23 protein-coding genes and 7 tRNA genes are annotated in these 21,236 nt (G+C 29.4%); 7 read left to right on the top strand and 23 right to left on the bottom strand.

The genetic code is table 11. The annotated features are described in order from the left end of the window. The first annotated feature begins 119 nt into the window (after positions 1-119). Entirely contained in the window at positions 120-362 is a 243-nt protein-coding gene (locus tag CLPUN_RS24985) for an IS3 family transposase (protein WP_158078835.1), read from the top strand. A 479-nt stretch (positions 363-841) separates the two neighbouring features. Here CLPUN_RS24985 and CLPUN_RS24980 read toward each other — a convergent pair. From CLPUN_RS24980 to CLPUN_RS24945, 8 genes are all read right to left on the bottom strand, one after another. Further along, positions 842-918, bottom strand: a tRNA-Asp gene (locus CLPUN_RS24980). Between the two features lie 6 nt (positions 919-924). Then, a tRNA-Val gene (locus CLPUN_RS24975) sits at positions 925-1,000 on the bottom strand. A 16-nt stretch (positions 1,001-1,016) separates the two neighbouring features. After that, positions 1,017-1,091: transfer RNA gene (locus CLPUN_RS24970), tRNA-Glu, on the bottom strand. 26 nt (positions 1,092-1,117) lie between these two features. Next, positions 1,118-1,192, bottom strand: a tRNA-Thr gene (locus CLPUN_RS24965). A 10-nt stretch (positions 1,193-1,202) separates the two neighbouring features. After that, a tRNA-Asp gene (locus CLPUN_RS24960) sits at positions 1,203-1,279 on the bottom strand. A gap of 6 nt (positions 1,280-1,285) precedes the next feature. Further along, a tRNA-Val gene (locus CLPUN_RS24955) sits at positions 1,286-1,361 on the bottom strand. Positions 1,362-1,377: 16 nt separating this feature from the next. Beyond that, a tRNA-Glu gene (locus CLPUN_RS24950) sits at positions 1,378-1,452 on the bottom strand. 159 nt (positions 1,453-1,611) lie between these two features. Next, entirely contained in the window at positions 1,612-2,181 is a 570-nt protein-coding gene (locus CLPUN_RS24945) for a hypothetical protein (protein WP_077849906.1), read from the bottom strand. Positions 2,182-2,335: 154 nt separating this feature from the next. Here CLPUN_RS24945 and CLPUN_RS24940 point away from each other — a divergent pair, with 154 nt between their 5' ends. Beyond that, positions 2,336-3,580 carry a BaiN/RdsA family NAD(P)/FAD-dependent oxidoreductase gene (locus CLPUN_RS24940; protein ID WP_077849905.1) on the top strand — a complete coding sequence of 415 codons (1,245 nt, stop codon included), beginning with the start codon at positions 2,336-2,338 and terminating at the stop codon, positions 3,578-3,580. A 139-nt stretch (positions 3,581-3,719) separates the two neighbouring features. On the opposite strand, the gene CLPUN_RS24935 is transcribed toward CLPUN_RS24940, so the two are convergent. The 3 genes from CLPUN_RS24935 to CLPUN_RS24925 all read right to left on the bottom strand — a co-directional run bounded on the left by CLPUN_RS24935 (position 3,720) and on the right by CLPUN_RS24925 (position 6,186). Then, the gene (locus tag CLPUN_RS24935; protein ID WP_077849904.1) at positions 3,720-4,472 is read right to left on the bottom strand and encodes an acyl-[acyl-carrier-protein] thioesterase; all 753 of its coding nucleotides are present in this window, start codon (positions 4,470-4,472) and stop codon (positions 3,720-3,722) included. A 147-nt stretch (positions 4,473-4,619) separates the two neighbouring features. Beyond that, positions 4,620-4,802: a DUF1858 domain-containing protein gene (locus tag CLPUN_RS24930; protein ID WP_077849903.1), complete on the bottom strand. Its 183-nt coding sequence runs from the start codon at positions 4,800-4,802 to the stop codon at positions 4,620-4,622. Positions 4,803-4,899: 97 nt separating this feature from the next. Further along, positions 4,900-6,186 carry an adenylosuccinate synthase gene (locus tag CLPUN_RS24925; protein ID WP_077849902.1) on the bottom strand — a complete coding sequence of 429 codons (1,287 nt, stop codon included), beginning with the start codon at positions 6,184-6,186 and terminating at the stop codon, positions 4,900-4,902. A 247-nt stretch (positions 6,187-6,433) separates the two neighbouring features. Between CLPUN_RS24925 and CLPUN_RS24920 the strand changes: the two genes are divergently transcribed. Next, positions 6,434-7,609 (top strand): NAD(P)-dependent malic enzyme, encoded by a 1,176-nt coding sequence (locus CLPUN_RS24920; protein WP_077849901.1) that lies wholly within the window; start codon positions 6,434-6,436, stop codon positions 7,607-7,609. Positions 7,610-8,064: 455 nt separating this feature from the next. Continuing rightward, the gene (locus tag CLPUN_RS24915; RefSeq protein WP_077849900.1) at positions 8,065-8,577 is read left to right on the top strand and encodes a hypothetical protein; all 513 of its coding nucleotides are present in this window, start codon (positions 8,065-8,067) and stop codon (positions 8,575-8,577) included. A 167-nt stretch (positions 8,578-8,744) separates the two neighbouring features. Here the strand turns inward: CLPUN_RS24915 and proC are convergent, their stop codons facing one another. Continuing rightward, positions 8,745-9,551, bottom strand: a complete 807-nt coding sequence (proC, locus tag CLPUN_RS24910; protein WP_077849899.1) for a pyrroline-5-carboxylate reductase — start codon at positions 9,549-9,551, stop codon at positions 8,745-8,747. 149 nt (positions 9,552-9,700) lie between these two features. Between proC and CLPUN_RS24905 the strand changes: the two genes are divergently transcribed. Further along, complete coding sequence (locus CLPUN_RS24905) at positions 9,701-10,039, top strand: hypothetical protein (RefSeq protein ID WP_077849898.1); 339 nt, start codon at positions 9,701-9,703, stop codon at positions 10,037-10,039. Positions 10,040-10,181: 142 nt separating this feature from the next. Here the strand turns inward: CLPUN_RS24905 and CLPUN_RS24900 are convergent, their stop codons facing one another. From CLPUN_RS24900 to CLPUN_RS24850, 11 genes are all read right to left on the bottom strand, one after another. After that, positions 10,182-11,519 (bottom strand): replicative DNA helicase, encoded by a 1,338-nt coding sequence (locus CLPUN_RS24900; protein ID WP_077849897.1) that lies wholly within the window; start codon positions 11,517-11,519, stop codon positions 10,182-10,184. 143 nt (positions 11,520-11,662) lie between these two features. After that, entirely contained in the window at positions 11,663-13,558 is a 1,896-nt protein-coding gene (lonC, locus tag CLPUN_RS24895) for a Lon family ATP-dependent protease (protein ID WP_077849896.1), read from the bottom strand. A 12-nt stretch (positions 13,559-13,570) separates the two neighbouring features. Beyond that, positions 13,571-14,017, bottom strand: coding sequence for a 50S ribosomal protein L9 (gene rplI, locus CLPUN_RS24890; RefSeq protein ID WP_077849895.1), 447 nt, complete (start codon positions 14,015-14,017; stop codon positions 13,571-13,573). A 2-nt stretch (positions 14,018-14,019) separates the two neighbouring features. After that, positions 14,020-15,960: a DHH family phosphoesterase gene (locus CLPUN_RS24885; RefSeq protein ID WP_077849894.1), complete on the bottom strand. Its 1,941-nt coding sequence runs from the start codon at positions 15,958-15,960 to the stop codon at positions 14,020-14,022. A gap of 21 nt (positions 15,961-15,981) precedes the next feature. After that, complete coding sequence (locus CLPUN_RS24880) at positions 15,982-16,302, bottom strand: MazG-like family protein (protein WP_077849893.1); 321 nt, start codon at positions 16,300-16,302, stop codon at positions 15,982-15,984. Between the two features lie 170 nt (positions 16,303-16,472). Beyond that, the gene (gene rpsR / locus CLPUN_RS24875) at positions 16,473-16,730 is read right to left on the bottom strand and encodes a 30S ribosomal protein S18 (protein ID WP_077849892.1); all 258 of its coding nucleotides are present in this window, start codon (positions 16,728-16,730) and stop codon (positions 16,473-16,475) included. A 24-nt stretch (positions 16,731-16,754) separates the two neighbouring features. Continuing rightward, entirely contained in the window at positions 16,755-17,210 is a 456-nt protein-coding gene (locus CLPUN_RS24870; RefSeq protein WP_077849891.1) for a single-stranded DNA-binding protein, read from the bottom strand. Positions 17,211-17,223: 13 nt separating this feature from the next. Further along, positions 17,224-17,511 carry a 30S ribosomal protein S6 gene (gene rpsF / locus CLPUN_RS24865; RefSeq protein ID WP_077849890.1) on the bottom strand — a complete coding sequence of 96 codons (288 nt, stop codon included), beginning with the start codon at positions 17,509-17,511 and terminating at the stop codon, positions 17,224-17,226. A 101-nt stretch (positions 17,512-17,612) separates the two neighbouring features. Continuing rightward, positions 17,613-17,807 (bottom strand): DUF951 domain-containing protein, encoded by a 195-nt coding sequence (locus CLPUN_RS24860; protein WP_077849889.1) that lies wholly within the window; start codon positions 17,805-17,807, stop codon positions 17,613-17,615. Continuing rightward, positions 17,804-18,679, bottom strand: a complete 876-nt coding sequence (locus CLPUN_RS24855; RefSeq protein WP_077849908.1) for a mechanosensitive ion channel family protein — start codon at positions 18,677-18,679, stop codon at positions 17,804-17,806. The genes CLPUN_RS24860 and CLPUN_RS24855 overlap by 4 nt, the downstream gene beginning before the upstream one ends. 43 nt (positions 18,680-18,722) lie before the next feature. Beyond that, positions 18,723-18,965, bottom strand: a complete 243-nt coding sequence (locus tag CLPUN_RS24850; RefSeq protein WP_077849888.1) for a putative Se/S carrier protein — start codon at positions 18,963-18,965, stop codon at positions 18,723-18,725. Between the two features lie 164 nt (positions 18,966-19,129). Between CLPUN_RS24850 and CLPUN_RS24845 the strand changes: the two genes are divergently transcribed. Next, positions 19,130-19,777, top strand: coding sequence for a LysE family translocator (locus CLPUN_RS24845; RefSeq protein WP_077849887.1), 648 nt, complete (start codon positions 19,130-19,132; stop codon positions 19,775-19,777). An 8-nt stretch (positions 19,778-19,785) separates the two neighbouring features. Next, complete coding sequence (locus CLPUN_RS24840; protein WP_077849886.1) at positions 19,786-20,943, top strand: aminotransferase class V-fold PLP-dependent enzyme; 1,158 nt, start codon at positions 19,786-19,788, stop codon at positions 20,941-20,943. Positions 20,944-21,236: the final 293 nt, after the last annotated feature.

Here is a 21,236-nt window from a genome sequence, read left to right as displayed (position 1 = left end):
GGGTGAAGAAATGCTTGAGCCGTATGAGCTGGAAACTCTCACGTACGGTTCTTAGATGAGGGAAAGGGAGAAATCCCTTTTTCTTAATCGATTATACACATAAGGCATTTAAGAGTAAATTGAATAATATTAATGCAACTCAAAGTATGTCTAGAGTTGGCCGCTGTATAGATAACGGACCTATGGAAGGCTTTTGGGGTATACTAAAATCAGAAATGTATCACCTAAGGAAATTCAATACATATGTAGAACTTGAACAAGCTATTAATGAATATATAGACTTTTATAATACAAAAAGACTGCAGAAAAAATTAAAAGACATGGCTCCAATTGAATATCGTAGCCACACCTTATCAGTATAATTTTTTATTATTTATCCTGTCTACTTGACAGGGGGCAGTTCACAGTTAAATGTCATGGGTTTTAATAGTGGAAGGCAAAGCACAAACTTTAAAATCTCACCAATTTTAATTATTTATTCCTTTAAGTTGTGGCAAATAACTAATTATTGCACTAAAATCATATAATATTTTCTTGTTTGTTTATTATGCATGCTAAAATAATTTCTATTTGTAATACTCACTAATATGAGTGCCATAGTGATTCAATTAGGCGAATATTAATATTAGTGGTAAAACTAATCTAAGAAAAAACATTACTCTAAATACAACTACTCTATCTACGTCCATTAACCATCTATTTCATGCTCCCTTATCGTCTAAACCTTCATCTCTTCCTATGATAAACTATATTATACTTGCTTTACTCTTAATATAACTCTTACATTTATATAAATAATATAAAAAACAAGTTCTAATTAAAAATTAGAACTTGTTTTATTTGGCGACTCAGAAGGGGCTCGAACCCTCGACCTCCGGCGTGACAGGCCGGCACTCTAACCAACTGAGCTACTGAGCCATCTCATGGTGGGCACAACAGGGCTCGAACCTGTGACCCCCTGCTTGTAAGGCAGGTGCTCTCCCAGCTGAGCTATGCGCCCATAAGATGATATAAAATGGTGACTCCTAGGGGAATCGAACCCCTGTTACCACCGTGAAAGGGTGGTGTCTTAACCGCTTGACCAAGGAGCCATATTAAATTTTTGTCTTATTTAAAATGGAGCTGGCAATAGGAATCGAACCTACAACCTGCTGATTACAAGTCAGCTGCTCTACCGTTGAGCCATGCCAGCATATTTTAAATGGCGACTCAGAAGGGGCTCGAACCCTCGACCTCCGGCGTGACAGGCCGGCACTCTAACCAACTGAGCTACTGAGCCATCTCATGGTGGGCACAACAGGGCTCGAACCTGTGACCCCCTGCTTGTAAGGCAGGTGCTCTCCCAGCTGAGCTATGCGCCCATAAGATGATATAAAATGGTGACTCCTAGGGGAATCGAACCCCTGTTACCACCGTGAAAGGGTGGTGTCTTAACCGCTTGACCAAGGAGCCATGCTATATTGTCGTTCACTTTTAAATATTAAACTTTATGTTTTACACTTTGCAAGCTGCTGACCACATAGACTATAATACCTAAATTTATATTGTGTGTCAACACATTTTTTCATTTTTTTTATTTTTATATTATTTAATTTAATCCTAGCAGCACTTTTATGATATTTTATTGTTATTTTTAAATTTTTCTATATCCTCCTTAAACCCATATAAAATAAGGCTTTTCCCATTTATCTCTCTTTCAATATTCTTAATTTCTTCATACCATAACTCTAAACAATTCTCTTTTTCTAATCTATTAATAATTATGTTATATTCACTTCTTCTAAAATTTCTTCCTGATGCTAAAATTTCTAATGAAAGCTTATTATTTATTATTAATAAGATTTCCTTTTCCCAAATTCCACTCTTATTTATTTTATATTTATCTCTTATAACACTTAATTTTTTTATCTCTTCTTTCGTTTCAATTTTTATTGAAGTATATAATGCATTATAAAAATTTACTGATATTCCCCTTTTCAATCTAATTTTTAAAAATTCTCTATTTTTAATTAAAAATTCATCTATATCATTTTCACTTATACATTCCACATCTTTAAAAGAAAAACTTTTATTTCCAACTTCATTAGGATAATTAACAATTATTTTATCAAAGTTCATTCTTCTCACTTTAAAAATATTTTCATACTCTTCAAAATTATAGTTGATTATCTTTACTTTCATCTAAAAATCACCTCATTTTATTATTCCTTTCTTTTAACCTGAATATTACTATGATAAAATCTATTTACATGCGAAAGTAGAATAAAGAGTAAAATATATATTAACTTTCTATTTCGTATACCTTATTATGCAAACAAGGAGTGATTAATAAATAATGATTTATCACGATTTAATAATTGTTGGTGGTGGTGCATCTGGTCTAATGGCTGCAATTGTAGCTAAAGATTTTGGAATGGATGTTGCTATTATCGAAGGAAATGATAGGATTGGCAAAAAAATTCTTGTGACTGGAAATGGTAGATGCAATATTACAAATAGTAATATCACCTTTCCATATAATAATTTTCATAGTGAAAATTATGACTTTTTTCAAGAAACCTTAAATAGTTTTACAATAGAAGATACTAAAAGCATGTTTTTATCTCTAGGTTTACCTTTAACAGAACTAGAAGATGGTAAGATGTACCCCAAATCGCTTCAGGCCTCTTCTGTAATAGACATTTTTAGAATGGCGTTAGATGATCGAAACATACCTTTATATGCAAACTGTAAAATTAATTCTATAAATAAAAAGAAAGTTTTCTCTTTAGATACTAATAATGAAATATATGAGCACTTTTCTTGCAGTAAGCTTATTTTAAGTTGTGGTGGTAAATCAGCTAGTAAAACAGGATCAGATGGTTCTGGCTACAAACTCGGTAAATCCTTAGGACATAGCATTATAGAAACACTACCCGGCATTGTCCAATTAAAATTAGATTACCTTTATTTAAAAGCATTATCTGGTATTAAATTCGATGGAGCTGTTTCTATACTTGTTAATGATAAAGTTAAATTTACAGACATTGGTGAAGTCTTATTTACTGATTACGGAATCTCAGGACCTCCAGTAATGCAATTATCTTCCTATGCATCTAGAGCCCTTAATAATGGAGAAAAAGTAACTATAAGAATTGATATGTTTCCATATGAAAGTAAAGAGGAGGTAGAAAACTTTTTTGCTACACACTTTTCCATATTCAGTTATAGAGAAATATCCTCTGCACTAGTTGGAGTCATAAATAAAAAATTAATTTCTACAATATTGAAAGAAGTCGGAATTAAAAATATTCATTTACCTTGCAGTAATATTGAATGGAAATATATTGATAGATTAATTGGTAAATTTAAACAATGGGATTTTAATTGTATTGGTACTAACGGCTTCCCTAATGCACAAGTTACTGTCGGAGGCATAAATACTCAGGAAGTAAATAATTTTACCTTAGAATCTAAAATAGTCAAAGATCTTTACTTCTGTGGAGAAATCCTAGATGTCCATGGCGATTGTGGCGGCTTCAATCTTCAATGGGCATGGAGTTCTGGCTGCTTAGCTGCAAAATCCTCTGCAAATAAATAAATTTACTGTACATTTCAATAATGTAAATAAATTAATTTTGCAAACTATTAATTTTATCAATTAAAACTTATGCAATAATAAAATGTTCTCATAAAACTAATTTATAAAAAATTGGTTTTATGAGAATACTAAAAAATGATTATTTTACTTTATCCCAATCTGCTTCTAGCAATGTTAATTGACTGCCTTCACTATTTCTTATTTTATGATATGACTTTAATTTTCCATTATCTATTTCTTTCACTGTTGCTGATACTGATATCTTATCTCCATATGCGGTTTCTTTCTCAAAAATCACTTTAATTCTTCTTAGAACATATTTACTTATTATATCTGGTGGAACTGCTTCAATTGCCCATTCAACATATTTAACATTATTAACATGATTATTTGAATCAATATCACTATATCTAATATCAAATTGTTTTTGATATTGTTCTTCATCACATTTCTCTATTTTCTCCATGCTTATATCATAGTCTACATCACCATCTACACCATAAAAATCATATTGTTCACTTTGTATCCTCATTGGTCTTCTTTTTTCAATATCAATTAGAAAAAACAATGCTGATGCTTCTCCAATAAGATTTCCTTCTTCATCATGAATCATGTATTTTCTTAAGCCATAGAATTTTTTAAAACCTACAGGTTGTGTAGTAATACTTATAATTTCTCCAAACATTGGATATCTGTGCATCTTTATATCATATTTATAAAATACCCAACCACAGTTATTTTTTTTACAATACTCAATTCCGCCCCCCAAGTATTCTGATTGTTGTGTACCTACATCCTCAATAAAATTAATTATTGAAGGCAATTTGCATCTCATTTTTGAATTTACTTCATAATAATGTATTTCATATTTTTTTGTAAAATTCTTACTCATACTGCCCCTCTTCTCCTATATTGTTTATTATTTAATAGATTTATGTTAAAATTTATATCTAGTATAATAATCTTAACATAATTATTTAGTTAAATATAGAACAAAAAGAGGATCCTCTTTTTGAGAAATCCTCTTTAAAATACTCTATTATTTATTTAATGCTTCTAATAAATCGTCCAATTTTAATCCATGAACTGTTGCAGCTTCTGCTATAGTTTCAGCTTGAGCTGATGGACATCCAACACATCCCATTCCAAAACTCATTAGAATTTGTGCTTTAGATGAATCAGCATTAACCACTTCACCAATTGTCATATCCTTAGTTATCATACTTTCACCTTCTTTAATATAACTTTATATACTTAGTGTACATAATAAATTATATTTTATACAACTAAAAAAGTCAATACCCGAGTATAATGATATACTATATACTATCTATTCTCATTGTTTGATCTCTCTTTGGACCAACTCCAACTATTGAAATCTTAGTATCTGTAAATTCTGATATCCTAGCTAAATACTTTTTAACATTATTAGGTAGATCATCATAACTTCTAACATCAGCTACACTATCATCCCAACCATCAAATTCTTCATATATTGGTTCACACTCAGCTAAATCTTCTAAGCTTGCTGGGAAATAATCTATAACTATGTCATTAAATTTATATCCAACACATACCTTAATTTTTTCTAATCCAGCTAATGTATCTATTTTAGTAACAGCTAATGAGGTTAAACCACTTACTCTTGCTGCAGTTTTAACTATAACTAAATCTAACCATCCACATCTTCTTGATCTTCCTGTTGTTACTCCATATTCATGACCCTTTTCTCTGATCCAATCTCCAGTTTCATCAATTAATTCTGTTGGGAATGGTCCTTTACCAACCCTTGTAGTATAAGCTTTTGTTATACCTACCGCATTAGTAATCATGTTTGGTCCTATTCCAACACCACTAGCTACTCCACCAGCAGTAGTATTAGATGATGTTACATATGGATATGTTCCATAATCAATGTCTAGTAACATTCCTTGAGCACCTTCAAATAAAACAGTTTTATCAGCTTTAATATCATTATATACTCTAACAGAAGTGTCTTGAACAAATGGTCTTAATTTCTTAGCAAATTCTAAGTATTCCTTTAATATTGCATCAAAACTTAAAGCTTCTCCACCTAATACTTTAGTAATATATTGATTTTTCATTTCAACATTTTGTTTTAACTTCTCAGTGAAAACATCCTCATGCATCAAATCACAAACTCTGATTCCACATCTTTCAAATTTATCTGTATAACAAGGTCCTATTCCTTTTCCAGTAGTACCTATATCATTTTTTCCTCTAGCTTTTTCTTTTAATATATCTAATGTCTTATGATATGGCATGATAAGTTGAGCTCTGTCACTTACAATTAGTTTTTCCGGTGTAACTTTAACTCCAACACCTTCTAAATAATCTATTTCATCAAATAAAGCCTTTGGATCTACAACTACTCCGTTTCCTATTACATTTAACTTATCTTCATATAAAATTCCTGATGGTATTAAGTGTAGCTTATATTCATTCTCACCAACCACTACAGTGTGACCAGCATTATTCCCACCTTGAAATCTAACAACTACGTTAGCCTCTTCTGCTAAGTAATCTGTCATCTTTCCTTTTCCTTCATCTCCCCATTGAGCTCCTAAAACAATAAATGCTGACATTTATCTTGCCTCCCTTAAATTAATACTCTTATTAGTCTTAATTTTTTAAATATTATTTGGAGTTTATTAATTTATATTTTTAATCTCTCCTTTTAAATATTAGCAAAGTACCCTTTCATGGTCAACCATATATCGAATATTTTTTTGCTTTTTTCAAAAATAATTCGTATAATTATACCATATGATTATATTTCCTATTGATTTTTAACAGAATTAAATATATTTAAACTATTAAGGAGTGTTTTTTATGAATATTTATGAAGAATCTTTAAAATTCCATGGAGAAAAAAGAGGAAAATATGAAATCAAGCCAACTTGTGAAGTAAATAATGCTAAAGACTTAAGTCTTGCATATACACCTGGAGTTGCAGAACCTTGTCGTGAAATACATAAAGATCCTGCAAAAGCTTACATATATACTCGTAAATGGAACACGGTTGCTGTTGTTTCTGATGGTACTGCAGTTTTAGGACTTGGAGATATTGGACCTCTTGCAGCATTACCTGTTATGGAAGGTAAAAGTGTCTTATTTAAGGAATTTGGTAATGTTGATGCATTTCCTATAGTTTTAGATACTAAAAATGTAGATGAAATTGTTAATACAGTTGCTAATATAGCTCCAACTCTAGGTGGAATAAATTTAGAAGATATTTCAGCACCTAGATGTTTTGAAGTTGAAAAAAAATTAAAAGAAAAGTTAGACATTCCAGTATTTCATGATGACCAACATGGTACCGCAATTGTTGTTTTAGCTGGTATAGTAAATGCATTAAAAATAGTTAATAAAAATTTAGAAAATATAAAGGTGGTAATTAATGGTGCAGGTTCTGCTGGAACTGCTATATGTAAATTATTACTTTCCTCTGGCGTTAAAAATATAGTAATGTGTGATATAAATGGTGTTATAAGTAGAGATAAAGATTTAAGTGATAATATTTATATGCAGGAGTTAGCAAATATAACTAATCCAAATAATGAAACTGGTGCACTTAAGGATGTAATGAATGGTGCAGATGTGTTTATAGGAGTTTCTGCTCCAAATATAGTTTCAAAAGAAATGGTTAAAACTATGAATAAAGACGGAATAATCTTTGCAATGGCAAATCCAACTCCTGAAATATTCCCTGAAGATGCAAAAGAAGCTGGAATTGCAGTAATGGGAACTGGCCGTTCAGATTATCCAAATCAAATAAACAATGTATTAGCCTTCCCTGGTGTATTTAGAGGTGCTTTAGATGTAAGAGCTACAGAAATTAATGAAGAAATGAAAGTAGCAGCTGCTTATGCAATTGCAAATGCTATATCTGATGAAGATTTAAATTCTGACTGCATAATTCCAAAAGCATTTGATTTAAAAGTTCAATCTTTAGTTGCAGAAGCTGTTAAAGAAGCTGCACTTAAAAGTGGAGTTGCTAGAGTTTAATTTAACCCTAAGTCATATAATTAACGCTATCAAATAATAAAATATGAATTAGAGAACCTCCTCCCTTTGGATTTGGTTCTCCTCTATTATTTACCTGTATATTCTTCGATTAAATAATCAGAAATATTTCTTTCATTACTATAAAAGTTAATCCCGTTTAAAATAATTTTTTTATCCATTATCTCATAAAGTTTATAGTATTCCAGTTAATTTAAGTTTTGCACAAGATAAACCAATCAATTTTATCCACAAAAATAATTTTAAAAATTATACACAATATTTTTCTCTTATTTTATCCACAAGTTATATTATTCTAAGTTATCCACAAAATAAATATTAAAAATAACTTACATTTTCCTAAAGCTAAAATTTTAAATGTCTATTTAATAATAGACAATATAAAAATATTTTATTATTATTAGAATTAATATTAATCCTAATTAGGAGTGAATTATATGAATGAATTATTAATCCCCATAAGTAATGATGAATTTAAAAATGCCGTGAATATAAAATTTAATAATATTCTAGTTGGATTTAATTCATTTAAAAATTTCACCATTAAAGCTAACAACATAAATAATGATGGTGAAAAAAAACTCATTGAACTTATAGAAGTCATTTTTGAAGAAAATAGCTCAGAAGCTTATGTAGATTTTTATTTAAATAAAATTTCAGATGAAGATAAAGAAAAACTTATTTCATTAGTTTCTAATGAAGATAGAGAAATATTGAAACTACATTTAAATATTGAACCTCATGATGGTGTCTTTTATAAATTAAAAAATAAAGATCTCATTCCATTTTTAGTTCGTTTAAACACAAGAGAAATTTTCTTTGTTACCTTCTATTTTACCAATAAACCCATTACTATATGGGGAAATTATGATATGAATTTTCCTTGTTTTTTTAATACACAAGAAAATTTAGATTTCTATTATAACCTTTCTGAATCTTTTGGCTTTTAGTTTGTATAAAAATGCAATTAGATAACAACATTTTATGAACTTAAATCATGTTTACATACGTAAAATTAAATGGACATCTAACTTATACAAAAATTATTTTTATAAGTTAGATATCCATTTAATTTCTTCTTCAGCTTTTCATTTCACTTTAGCTTCTAGTTTATTTATTATTTTTGCATGCTCTTAGACTTCTCTGCACATTTATCAATAGCTTGTATAACACTATTTCTAAACCCTAGTTTTTCTAATTCAACAACTGCATCAATTGTAGTTCCAGCTGGTGAGCAAACCATATCTTTTAGTTCACCAGGATGTATTTCTGTTTCTAGTACCATTTTAGCAGAACCTAATACACTTTGTGCTGCCATTTTGTATGCTTTAGCTCTAGGTATACCTAATTTTACTGCTCCATCTGCCATAGCTTCTATAAACATAAATACATAGGCAGGTGATGATCCACACAAAGCAATAAATCCATGAAAATCTTTTTCATCTAATTGAACACATTCACCAAAACTTTCAAATATTTTAAAACAATAGTCTAGTTCTTCTTTACTTATATTCTTATTGGGACATACTGCTGACATAGCCTGCCCTACAAGTGCTGGTGTATTTGGCATAGTTCTAATTATTTTAAAATCATTTCCAAGCCATTCTTCCATATTATCAATAGAAATTCCTGCTGCTACAGTAATAATTAATTTATCCCTAGTTAATTCTGATTTAATTTCATCTATTACTTGCTTATACATAAAAGGCTTAACAGCTAAAATTATAGTCTCAGCTTCCCTTGCAACAACCCTACTGTCTAAAGTTACCGCTACTCCAAATTGTCCTTCCAATTTCTTTGAAGATGCTTCTGTCTTAGTTGAAATTATTATATTGTCACCATTTAAGAATCCTGATTTAATAATTCCTCCTACCATGGAACTGCCCATATTTCCACAACCTACAAATCCAATTTTTTTACTCATTTTATAGCCCCCATTTTTTAATTTTTTTATTGTTACAAATTGAAATTTTATGGTTTTATATAAGATTTTTAAATTTAGTCCTTCACAATCATAGAATAGCTTATACAGAAAAACACAAACTAAAGCTATATAAGAAAGGAGGAATATATATGAAAGATAACTCTTTAATATATGATAATTTTTTAATTCAGCAAAAAGATTTTATTAATCAAATTTTGCATCCTGTTCCAAAAGAGGAACTTCCAGAATATGAAATTAAAGAAACTTCCGAATTCTATTATATAAATATAAATTCATTTCATGGTAGCAAACATATATTAGATATATCTACCAAAAACGATTTTTTAATATTAAAAATTAAATTTAAAAATACTCAGAAAAAATCATCCCTTGAAAGAATTTTTTATTTATTAAATATTGATTTAAATAATATTTTGCTTCACGATTATAATCACAACTTAAAACTAATAATTCCAAAGATTAATTAAATATATCATTATGTAAAATTACATTTACCTTTATGAATTATACTGCTATAAATAATATTCAAAGATATAAGAAATATCTACTTTAATAAGTAAACCAATTTCTTATATCTTTTTATTAATATTATTTTGCTTTATTAAAATTTTATTCTCTATGAATTACATCTAAATTTCCAAACTTACTGTATTGTCCAAGCCAAGCAAGTTTAACAGTCCCAACTGGACCATTTCTTTGCTTAGCCATTATACATTCACCAATATTCTTATCTTCAGTTTCTTTATTATAATATTCGTCTCTATAAAGGAACATAACTATGTCTGCGTCTTGTTCTATAGAACCTGATTCTCTTAAATCTGATAACATTGGTCTATGGTCTGCTCTTTGTTCTGGCGCACGTGATAATTGGGATAAAGCTATTACTGGACATTCCATTTCCTTGGCTAAAGCTTTAATTGATCTAGATATCTCCGATACTTCTTGTTGTCTATTATCACTACCAGTACCTCCAGACATAAGCTGCAAGTAGTCTATAACTATTAAATCTATTCCATATTCCATCTTAAGTCTTCTGCATTTTGATCTCATCTCCATAACAGTTACCCCTGCAGTATCATCTATATAAATCTTTGCCTTTGAAAGTGGTCCTGCTGCCATAGCAATATTCTCCCAATCCTTATCTTCCAAGGCTCCTGTTCTAAGCTTTAACATATCAACATTTGCTTCTGAGCAAAGTAATTTATAAGCTAACTGCTCCTTAGACATTTCCAGAGAAAATATTACAACACTTCTATGATCTCTAAGCGCTACATGTTCAGCTATATTTAAAGCAAATGTTGTTTTTCCCATTGAAGGTCTCGCTGCAATTAATATCATGTCACCAGCTTGAAATCCAGAAGTTTTTGCATCCAAATCAGTAAATCCAGATCTAACTCCAGTAACTTCGCCTCTATTGTTGAAGAGTTTTTCTATTTGTGCAAAGCCTCTTTCTAATACATCACTTAATGGCTCAAAATCTTTTGTTGTTCTTTTTTCAGCTATGTTAAATATTTTCTTTTCAGCACTATCTACAACATCTTCTACATTACTCTGATTATTATAACTTTCTTCAATTATAGCCGTTGATGACTTAATAAGTTTTCTCAGTGTAGATTTGTCTGAAACTATTTTTATGTATGCACTTAAATTTGCTGTAGTTGGTACCGACGAACTTAATTCTGTTATATATGTTACACCACCAGCTCTTTCAAGCATATCTGTACTCTTTAAGTTTTCTAATACAGTTAATAAATCTACTGCTACATCATTCCTAAACATCTCTAATATAGTTTTATATATTACCTTATGCCCATCTCTATAAAAGTCCTCTTCTTCTAAAGCTTCTAGTACTTTAGCAATAGCACTTTTATCTATGATCATAGCTCCTATAACTGATTGTTCTGCTTCTATACTCTGAGGCAAACTTCTCATAACTGATGCATCCAAGTTTTCTTCCTCCTTTCTAATCATCAATTGATAATTGTCTTTTTGTATTTCATCATATGTATTTTAATCCATTATAATTCTATCATTTCTTAACTCTAAAAAAAAGCCTCCTCTTATTTAAAGGAGACCTATTTTTAATTTGTCTAATTAAATGCAATATCCATAAGTTCTTCTATTGATTCTATAGCTTTAACTTCTATATCCTCAGTGTTTAATGGAATTTCTCTTTTATTATCCTTTGGAATTAGAACAAGTTTTATTCCCATTCTTCTAGCCCCATATATCTTCTCAAATATTCCACCAACGGGTTTAACCTTGCCCTGAAGAGATATTTCTCCAGTAACTGCTAAATCTTGTCTTATAGGCTTATTTAATAATGAACTTATTATACAAATAGTAATAGCTGCTCCTGCTGAAGGTCCATCTATCTTTCCTCCACCAATAACATTAACATGAATATCATAATCTTTAATATCCTTGTCTGTTAGATTTCTAATAACTGATGCTGCATTAAATACTGAGTCTTTAGCCATAGATCCTGCTGTATCATTAAATCTAACTATACCACTACCTTTTTTCTTTGCTGGAAAAACAGCTGCTTCAATTTCTATTGTAGTTCCTAAAAATCCACTTACTCCTAAGCCATAAACATGACCTATTTCTTTACTACTTACATTAGCTAATCTTTCAATTGGAGTATATCTTCCAATTGATATTACTTCTTCTAAATCGGATAACTTTATTTCTAAATTATCTATAATTTCTTTATTAGAGTATAGTGCATATCCATATGTATCTGTTAATATATTTACAGCTTTTCTACCTTCAAAGGTATAATTACTAATTTTCTCCGCTACCCCCTCTTCTAATCTAACCTTTAATTTTCTTGCAGCATCTTCTACTATAAGAACTATATCAGATGAAGAAAGAGGTTCAAAATATACTTCTGTACATCTTGATCTTAAAGCTGGATTGATTTCACTTGGGCTTTTAGTTGTAGCTCCAATAAGCACAAAATCTGCTGGAGCTCCATTATCAAATAGATACTTAATATACTTAGGAATCATCTCATCATCAGGATCATAGTAAGATGATGAAAATTCAACTCTCTTATCTTCTAAAACCTTTAGAAGCTTGTTTTGAAGCATAGAATCTAATTCACCAATTTCATCTATAAATAGTATTCCTCCATGAGCTTGAGTAACCAAGCCTGGTTTTGGTTCTGGTATACCAACCTCTGCTAAATCTCTCTTACTACCTTGATATATAGGATCATGTACTGAACCTAATAAAGGATTTGTTATTTCTCTTGGATCCCATCTTAATGTGGTTCCATCAACTTCAACAAATTGAGATTTTTCATCAAATGGAGTATATGAAAGCTTCTTAATCTCTTCTAATGCAAGTCTAGCTGCTGTGGTCTTTCCAACTCCAGGTGGTCCATACAATATTATGTGCTGTGGATATGGTGATGAAAGTTTTGATATTAATGACTTTATAGCTCTTTCCTGCCCAATTACTTGATCAAACTCCATAGGTCTTAGAAAACTCATAATATTTTTGCTTGTAATTCTGCTATCTAATTCTATTAAATTATTCAATTTACTGATAGTCTTTTTATTTTCACTACCTTTTTGCTTATTTATAACTGAAAGTCTAACTTCATCTATATATTTTTCTTGTTTTTCCATAATAGATTGCTCAACTTGAGATTCAATCTTACTTTGAACATATCTTTTTGCTAATTCATTTGAAATTAATCTAACAGTTTTATCTATAGCCTTTTGTAGATCCTCTTTCTTAGGTGCACTCTTTAAATCTTTACCCTCAGATAAGATAGTATTTAGTGCAAAAATTCTATCGCAAAGATTTGATGATTGTATAAATTTATCTAATTTAAACCTAACAGTTCTAGCTCTAAATGCACCTTTATCAAGGACATTTTTTGCTATAGAAAATAATGCTTCTATCTGTGACTCTATTGATAAAGTTCCTGAAATAATATCCTGCAATAAGCTTGCATCATCATATGGCTTCAAAATTAATCCTCCTTATTCCTGTGGGACAATAATCACCTTCATTTTAGTGCTAACTTCTGGATATAATTTAACATCTATTTCATATCCACCTGCCAGTTTTATTGTATCCATAACAATTTTCTTTTTATCTATTTCAATTTTATATTGTTCTTTAATTAATTCTGCAACATCTTTACTAGTAATAGCTCCAAATAATTTACCACTATCACCTGTTTTTGCTTTTATTTTTATTTCCTTACCCTTTAACTCTCCAGCTAGCTTTTGTGCAGCTTCTAATTCAGCTAATTTTTGTTTTCTTTCATTTTCCTTTTTATTGTTTAAAATATGCATATTAGATTCACTAGCTTCTTGTGCTAATTTCCTTGGAAATAAAAAATTTCTTGCATATCCATCTGATGCTTCAATAACATCTCCCTTTTTACCTATCTTTTTAACATCTTGTAATAAAATAACTTTCATATTTATTCACCTATCCTTAAGTATTTTTTCATTGCTTCTTTTAATTCATAAATAACTTCATCCATTGTTTTATCTGACATCTTAGTTCCTGCAATATTCATGTGGCCTCCTCCACCTAATGCTTCTAGTACAACTTGAACATTAATATCCCCAACAGATCTTCCACTAATATATATATCATCATTTATTTCTCCTAAGACAAAGCTTACAAAAATTCCTGATATATTTAATAGCTCATCAGCAGCTTTTGCTATAATTACAGTATCTATGTTTTTAGGTGTTATTGCAATAGCAACATTATCATTTACTTCCGCTGACTTTATTGTTTCTGCAATAAGCAGATAATCGTCTAAATCATCTGTAAACATCTTTTTGATCTCAATTGTATCTGCTCCCAATGATTTTAAAAATGAAGCTGCATCAAATGTTCTAACTCCTGTTTTAAAAGAAAAGCCTTTAGTATCCATAAATATACCTGCAAGCAATCCTTCTGCTTCTGTTCTTGTTAAATTAGGTTTTTCAACCATGTATTGAATAATTTCTGTAACCATTTCAGATGTGGATGATGCGTATATCTCTATGTAATTTAATATATCATGCTCTATCATATCAGGGCTTCTTCTATGATGATCTATTACAACTTTTCGCTGAGCTTTATCTACTAATTGTAAATCAGCAATATAGCTTTTATTATGAACATCTACAATAATAACTAATGTTTGACTATCTAATTTATTTTTGGCTTCTTCTATGCTTATAAATAAATCTTCATATTTATGGTCATTGTTTAGTTTATTTAAGAAATAATCAATGGCATTAGTATCATTATCTAATACAATGTTGCAATTTCTGCCCAATTGCTTAACTACACTAGCTAATCCAACTGCTGACCCAAAACAATCCATGTCTGGATTCTTATGTCCCATAATATATACATTACTACTTTCATAAATCAATTCCTCTAAAGCTCTCGCTACAACCCTTGCTTTTACCTTAGTTCTCTTCTCTATTTCTTTAGTATTTCCACCAAAAAACTTTATATCATCATTAGATTTAACTACAACTTGATCTCCACCTCTTCCCAAGGCTAGTTCCTTTGCTATGTTTGCATTATTATAATTCTCTAATGGAGACATTCCACCTTTACCTACACCTATACTTAATGTAACTTCGATAGAATTACCCTTATCAATTTTTGAAACTGCTTCTATTATATTGAATTTTTGTTTTACTTCATCTTCAATATATTTATCTTGAATAGATAATACATACTTATTTGTATCATATTTTTTTATCATTGCCTTCAGATTACCGGCATAGATATTTATAGTTCTTTCTATTTCAGCAACCAAAAGAGGTCTATTATTTTCATCAGTTTTATCTAATGCTTCTGTAAAATTATCTACTTCTATTAGCATTACACTTTCTCTTGTAGTTTCATAATCTATAAGTTTTGTTATATCATTAAAAGATAATAAATATAAATACTCTTCTTTTTTCACTTCAATCATAGTAGCGTATACATCATACAATTTTTCATTAATACTCAATCTTTGATGTAAATTTTCTTCCAGCTTTGATATGTTTTCCAAATTCAAGCCTCTAGTTATGCTTAAAATATTTTTTTCTGAATTTTCCTCATTAATTTTTAATGCATTAAATAAATTATTATACCATACTAATTCCCCATCTTCTTTTATCAATGCTAATGGATAAATAAATTTTAATACATTTTCTGATATACCAAAATCTATGGCTTTTATAAATGCATTGGTATCATTTTCTTTTTTCCAATAATAATTTAATTGATAAAAATTATAGATCATATAGATTACAAGAACAATTATACCTATGCTCTTATAATTATATACAAATAATATTATTAAAATTGTAATTAATAACCCAGGTTTAAGCAAGCGTTTAAGCATAGTTATACCATTCATAAAATGCCTCCTAAGATATATTTAATCTCTTCTGTTGTTAATATAACGTTTTAATTTACTCAAGCTTTTTCCCTCTTTTTCAACTTGATCCTCTGCTCGTATGCCCAAATCTAATTTTGATTTTATAACATGATCTATATCTTCAAATGAATATCCTAGTTTTTCACCTAAAATATACAGTATGCTTATAGCACCTGAAATACAATCTAAGATAGACTCTCGTGCTACATTATTACCTTTTGTTAAAAGCTTAAAAAATTCTCCTATAATGCAAAGAAGCTGCGCTTTTAAATCTTCTATTATTTTAATGTTAGTCATTATATTAAAATTGTCCCTTTTCATGATCATATCACCTCTCTCAAAACCCTGTATTCTTATTTTAATTTTTTTTTATAAGCAATGCAAGAACTTATAATTTTTTTACTATATTTTACCATATTTTTGCAAGAGGTGCTAACATTTATATTTTTATATATTAAAAAACCCCTGATTTCTCAGGGGTATTATTACCTTTATTCAGTTGTAAATGGTAATAATGCTATGTTTCTTGCTCTCTTAATAGAAGCAGTTAATTCTCTTTGGTGCTTAGCACAAGTTCCAGAAATTCTTCTAGGAAGAATTTTTCCTCTTTCTGTAACATATTTTCTAAGTTTATTGATATCCTTGTAATCAATAAATTCAGATTTATCTGAACAAAAAGCACAAACTTTCTTTCTAGATCTTCTCATTCTACCGCCTGGTCTTCTGCTGTTGTTGCCTTCTTCTCTCATTTTATTCCCTCCTTACCTTAATTTTTAGAAAGGCATATCTCCATCATCTACTGGAGTTATATCTTCTTCAAAGTTTCCACCACCAAATACATCATTTGCTGGTGCTGAATATTCATTGCCATTACTAAAACTATGTTCTGATGAATTATTACTTCCTTTAGTTCCTAGGAATTCAACTCCACCAAATTGATCTGCTACAACTTCAGTAACATATCTCTTAGTTCCATCTTTAGCATCATAACTTCTGGTTTGGATTCTACCACTAATAGCCACTTGGCTACCTTTACTCATATAATTAGCAGTACTCTCAGCTTGTTTTCCCCATACTACTACAGGTACAAAATCTGCTTCTCTTTGACCAGTTTTTGTGTTATATTTATCAATTGCTAACGTTAAGGTTGTTACTGCTGCTCCACTTCCTGGAGTAAATCTTAGTTCTGGATCTTTTGTTAATCTTCCAATTAGAACTACTTTATTCATTTACAACACCACCTTATACTTGTTCATTTACAATGATATGTCTGATAACACCATCTGTGATTCTGAATATTCTATCTAACTCTCTTGGTAATTCAGGGCTAGCAGTAAAGTTAAATAAAGTATAATAACCTTCACTAACCTTTGAGATTTCATAAGCAAGTTTTCTCTTACCCCAGAAATCAACATTATCTACTGTTCCTCCACCATTTTCTATAACACCCTTAAACTTTTCGATGTTAGCTTTAACAGTTTCTTCATCGAATGATGGGCTTAATATAAATATAGTTTCGTACTTTCTCATCAATTTCACCTCCTCCCCTCGGACTAACGGCTATGCTTTGCACAGCAGGGATTACAATTAACGATTATATCATTTAATAAGAGAATATTCAAGTCATTTTTTTAACTTTCAGCATTAATTACTATTTTTTTTGCTTCTTTTTTAAATTTCCCTCTAGGAATCATTACTATTCTTCCACAGCCAGTACACTTTATCTTTATATCTGCTCCTACCCTTATTATTTCAAACTGATTTGAACCACATGGATGCTGCTTTTTCATTTCCACTATATCACCAAGATTAAAACTTTCTATCATTTCTTATCACTCTTTTCTATATTGTCATTAACTTCTTTATTATCTGAATTAGGCATTCCTATTTTATTTTTATCTAGTGTTAATTTTATTACTTTTCTAAGTTTCATTTCCATTTTCCCTTGGCTAAGAGGCTTAGCCTTACCAACTACTCTTATTGTAACATTAGATACTCCTAATGCTGCAATTCCTGATACTTCTATAGGTTCCTCTATATATTCTTCATTTTCATTTTTAAAATTATGACATATATCTTCAATAATGTGAATAGCCTTTTCAACATCTTCTTCATAGGCTATATTTACATCTACTGTAAATTTTATATTATTCCTAGAATGATTAGTTACACCGCTTATACTTCCATTAGGAATAGAATGAACGTCTCCACTAAAATCACTAATTACTGTAGTTCTGATCCCTATGCTTTTTACAATTCCCGTAAATCCACCTAAAGTCACATGATCTCCAACACCAAATTGATTTTCAAATAATATAAAGAACCCATTAATTAGATCTTTTATCAAACTTTGTGCTCCAAGTCCAACTGCAATTCCACCTATACTTGCAAAAGTAAAAGATATTTCTCCAAATACAATTGATATTATTGTAGTTATTCCCATAAAATATACCGAATATTTTAAAACACTTTTTAGTACTTCGCCTAAAGTTTTTGCTCTTTGAGAATCTAATGAAAGTATTGCATTGCTCTCCACTTGTTTTTGTACAAACTTTTTTATTAAGTGCTTTCCTATTTTTATGGAAAAATACATTAATATCACTATAAGAATTATCTTTATCCCTTTATCTCTAACTAATTTAATCTTATCTAATTCTATACTTATAAAATTGCCTATGTTTAAATTTCCATCTTCCATTACTAATTCTATTAAGTAATTACTATTCACTAAAACTCTCCTTTCACTTTTCTATTAAAGTATAGCTTTGTTCATCTCTAAAATATATATTTTTATATTCCAATATATCATTATTCATTATCAAATCTATTTCTTCTTTATTATCCACTCTCACACAAATCCCACAACTCATAGTTATAGATGTTGGTGTTGGCATTATTCTAAAATTAGCGTTTAATTGTTTTAACTTCTTTTCTGCTGCCATTGCATCATATGTATTTTTAAATACTACTATATAATAATTCATGTTTACACCACCTTTGCTCTATTATGCTATAATTTATATTATATATGTTTTTTTCACTTTATAAAGCCAAGAATTTCTTTATAATTAAAAACTTTTAAAATTTGATGAAAAAAAAATTTTTTTATTTTATAATAGTATACAAATGCAAATAAAAGGAGAATACTATGTTTTCAGTATTTACTATTTTTAAAGCTATATTAATAGGTTTTTTTACAGGTTTTGTAGCTTCTATTCCTTTAGGTCCGTCTGGTCTTGAATCTGTTAGTAGGTCAATAACAAAAGGATTTAGAGAAGGATTTAAAGTATCACTTGGTGCTGTGTCTGCTGATATTGTATATATAATAATTATAAATTTGGGGTTTCTTACATTTTTCACCAAAAGTCCTAAGTCTTATAGTCTGTTTTGGATTATATCTGGAATTGTTTTAATTATATCTACTAAAATATCTTTGAATTCTAAGCATTCAGATTTATCTTTAGAGAAATCATGCTTTAGACATGCTTCAAATGGATTTTTGACTGGATTTTTTATAACATTTCTTAATCCAACTACTCCCTCATTATGGATTGCCTTAAGTGGAACTGTATTTAACGTTTGGAGACATCACGGAAAACTTTTTTTCATATTTTCAATATCTGCAATGATAATCGGAAGTATAACTTGGTTTTGCTTTCTTAATATTTTAGTAAGCCGAGGCATTAAAAAGTTAAATCCTAATTTTGCAGCTGGCACAACAAAATTATTAGATTATTTTCTTTTTGCATTGGGCATAATATTTGTAATTTTAGGAATATATAGATTTATTTTTTAGAGGTGAACATGGAAGTTTATTTAGACAACTCATCAACAACTTTTCCTAAACCAAAACAAGTTATAGATAGTATGTATAACTATATGCTAAACATAGGGGGTAATTCTGGACGTGGAAATTATAGTAATTCACTTGAAAGTAATCGATATCTATATAGCGCAAGAGAAATTATTTGTAATTTTTTCAACTATGATTCTCCTAGCAACGTTATTTTCACTAGTAATGTTACTGTATCTTTAAATATGTTAATTAAAGGTATATTAAAACCTGGTGATCATGTAATAACATCTTCAATGGAACATAATTCAGTTATTAGACCACTTATCTCATGCAAGGAAAATTTCCCAATTTCATTAGATATATTAAAAGCAAATTTTTCTGGTTTTGTTGATATAAGTGAACTAAAAAGTAAAATCAATAATAAAACCAAATTAGTTATAATAACTCATGCATCAAATATTACCGGTTCAATTCAAGATATAAAAAGTATAGGAAAAATATGTAGTGAAAATAATGTATTTTTCATTGTTGATTCATCTCAAAGTGCTGGGGTGTTAACTATTAATATGAAAGATATAAAAGCTAATGCAATAGCATTTACAGGACATAAAAGCTTGTTGGGACCACAGGGTGTTGGTGGTTTCATTTTAGATTCAAAGTTCAATTCGTCTTGTTCTAGCTTAATTCAAGGAGGTACTGGAAGTCTTTCTGCCTCACTAGAACAACCTGATTTTCTACCTGATAAATTTGAATGTGGAACGCTTAATCTTCCTGGTATAGTTGGATTAGCAGAAGCAATTAAATACATAAGTTCCGTAGGGTTAAATACTATATATGAACATAATCATTATCTAATAAATTACTTACTAAATGAATTATTAAATATAGATGGAATAACCGTTTATGGGGATTTATCTGGTAAAATGATAACTACATGCATTTCAATAAATGTTAATTCATTAGATGCTTCTGAACTTAGTTATTATCTAGAATGTGAGGGTATAAAAACTAGATCTGGTTTGCATTGTTCTCCACTGGCTCATGAAACCATAGGTACTTATCCAACAGGAACTGTTCGTTTAAGTATTAGCTATTTTACAAACAAGAAAGAAATTGATTATGTGCTTGCTACTTTAAAAAAGTTGGTACTCAATATTAAAATTTAATTTTTAAATATTAATATAAGTTCTAATTAATAGATTTCATGTTTGCAAACTTGTTTCCATTATTAAAAATATACAATAAATTTAAATAAATAAACCTTTTTTAGAAAATATATATTATAACTTTAAATAACATTAATTTAACGATATTTCTTAAATTATTTTAATTAATAACTAGACTTGTGCACTAAATAGGAAAAATTTAAGCTACTAGTCCTAATTTGGAAATAACTGAATCTAAACTTATCCCGTTATCCGCACAGGTGTGTGCAAAACTAACTATTTGTACCAAATAG

Origin of the sequence: Clostridium puniceum (genome assembly GCF_002006345.1) — a bacterium.
Lineage (GTDB): Bacteria > Bacillota > Clostridia > Clostridiales > Clostridiaceae > Clostridium > Clostridium puniceum.
This window is presented reverse-complemented; position numbering and strand designations above follow the sequence as displayed.

Bases quoted from the DNA above. Each gene is read 5' to 3' on its own strand.
- CLPUN_RS24945 (WP_077849906.1), bottom strand. From the start codon at position 2,181: ATGAAAGTAAAGATAATCAACTATAATTTTGAAGAGTATGAAAATATT.
- CLPUN_RS24940 (WP_077849905.1), top strand. From the start codon at position 2,336: ATGATTTATCACGATTTAATAATTGTTGGTGGTGGTGCATCTGGTCTA.
- CLPUN_RS24935 (WP_077849904.1), bottom strand. From the start codon at position 4,472: ATGAGTAAGAATTTTACAAAAAAATATGAAATACATTATTATGAAGTA.
- CLPUN_RS24930 (WP_077849903.1), bottom strand. From the start codon at position 4,802: ATGATAACTAAGGATATGACAATTGGTGAAGTGGTTAATGCTGATTCA.
- CLPUN_RS24925 (WP_077849902.1), bottom strand. From the start codon at position 6,186: ATGTCAGCATTTATTGTTTTAGGAGCTCAATGGGGAGATGAAGGAAAA.
- CLPUN_RS24920 (WP_077849901.1), top strand. From the start codon at position 6,434: ATGAATATTTATGAAGAATCTTTAAAATTCCATGGAGAAAAAAGAGGA.
- CLPUN_RS24915 (WP_077849900.1), top strand. From the start codon at position 8,065: ATGAATGAATTATTAATCCCCATAAGTAATGATGAATTTAAAAATGCC.
- proC (WP_077849899.1), bottom strand. From the start codon at position 9,551: ATGAGTAAAAAAATTGGATTTGTAGGTTGTGGAAATATGGGCAGTTCC.
- CLPUN_RS24905 (WP_077849898.1), top strand. From the start codon at position 9,701: ATGAAAGATAACTCTTTAATATATGATAATTTTTTAATTCAGCAAAAA.
- rplI (WP_077849895.1), bottom strand. From the start codon at position 14,017: ATGAAAGTTATTTTATTACAAGATGTTAAAAAGATAGGTAAAAAGGGA.
- CLPUN_RS24885 (WP_077849894.1), bottom strand. From the start codon at position 15,960: ATGAATGGTATAACTATGCTTAAACGCTTGCTTAAACCTGGGTTATTA.
- CLPUN_RS24880 (WP_077849893.1), bottom strand. From the start codon at position 16,302: ATGAAAAGGGACAATTTTAATATAATGACTAACATTAAAATAATAGAA.
- rpsR (WP_077849892.1), bottom strand. From the start codon at position 16,730: ATGAGAGAAGAAGGCAACAACAGCAGAAGACCAGGCGGTAGAATGAGA.
- CLPUN_RS24870 (WP_077849891.1), bottom strand. From the start codon at position 17,210: ATGAATAAAGTAGTTCTAATTGGAAGATTAACAAAAGATCCAGAACTA.
- rpsF (WP_077849890.1), bottom strand. From the start codon at position 17,511: ATGAGAAAGTACGAAACTATATTTATATTAAGCCCATCATTCGATGAA.
- CLPUN_RS24860 (WP_077849889.1), bottom strand. From the start codon at position 17,807: ATGATAGAAAGTTTTAATCTTGGTGATATAGTGGAAATGAAAAAGCAG.
- CLPUN_RS24855 (WP_077849908.1), bottom strand. From the start codon at position 18,679: ATGGAAGATGGAAATTTAAACATAGGCAATTTTATAAGTATAGAATTA.
- CLPUN_RS24850 (WP_077849888.1), bottom strand. From the start codon at position 18,965: ATGAATTATTATATAGTAGTATTTAAAAATACATATGATGCAATGGCA.
- CLPUN_RS24845 (WP_077849887.1), top strand. From the start codon at position 19,130: ATGTTTTCAGTATTTACTATTTTTAAAGCTATATTAATAGGTTTTTTT.
- CLPUN_RS24840 (WP_077849886.1), top strand. From the start codon at position 19,786: ATGGAAGTTTATTTAGACAACTCATCAACAACTTTTCCTAAACCAAAA.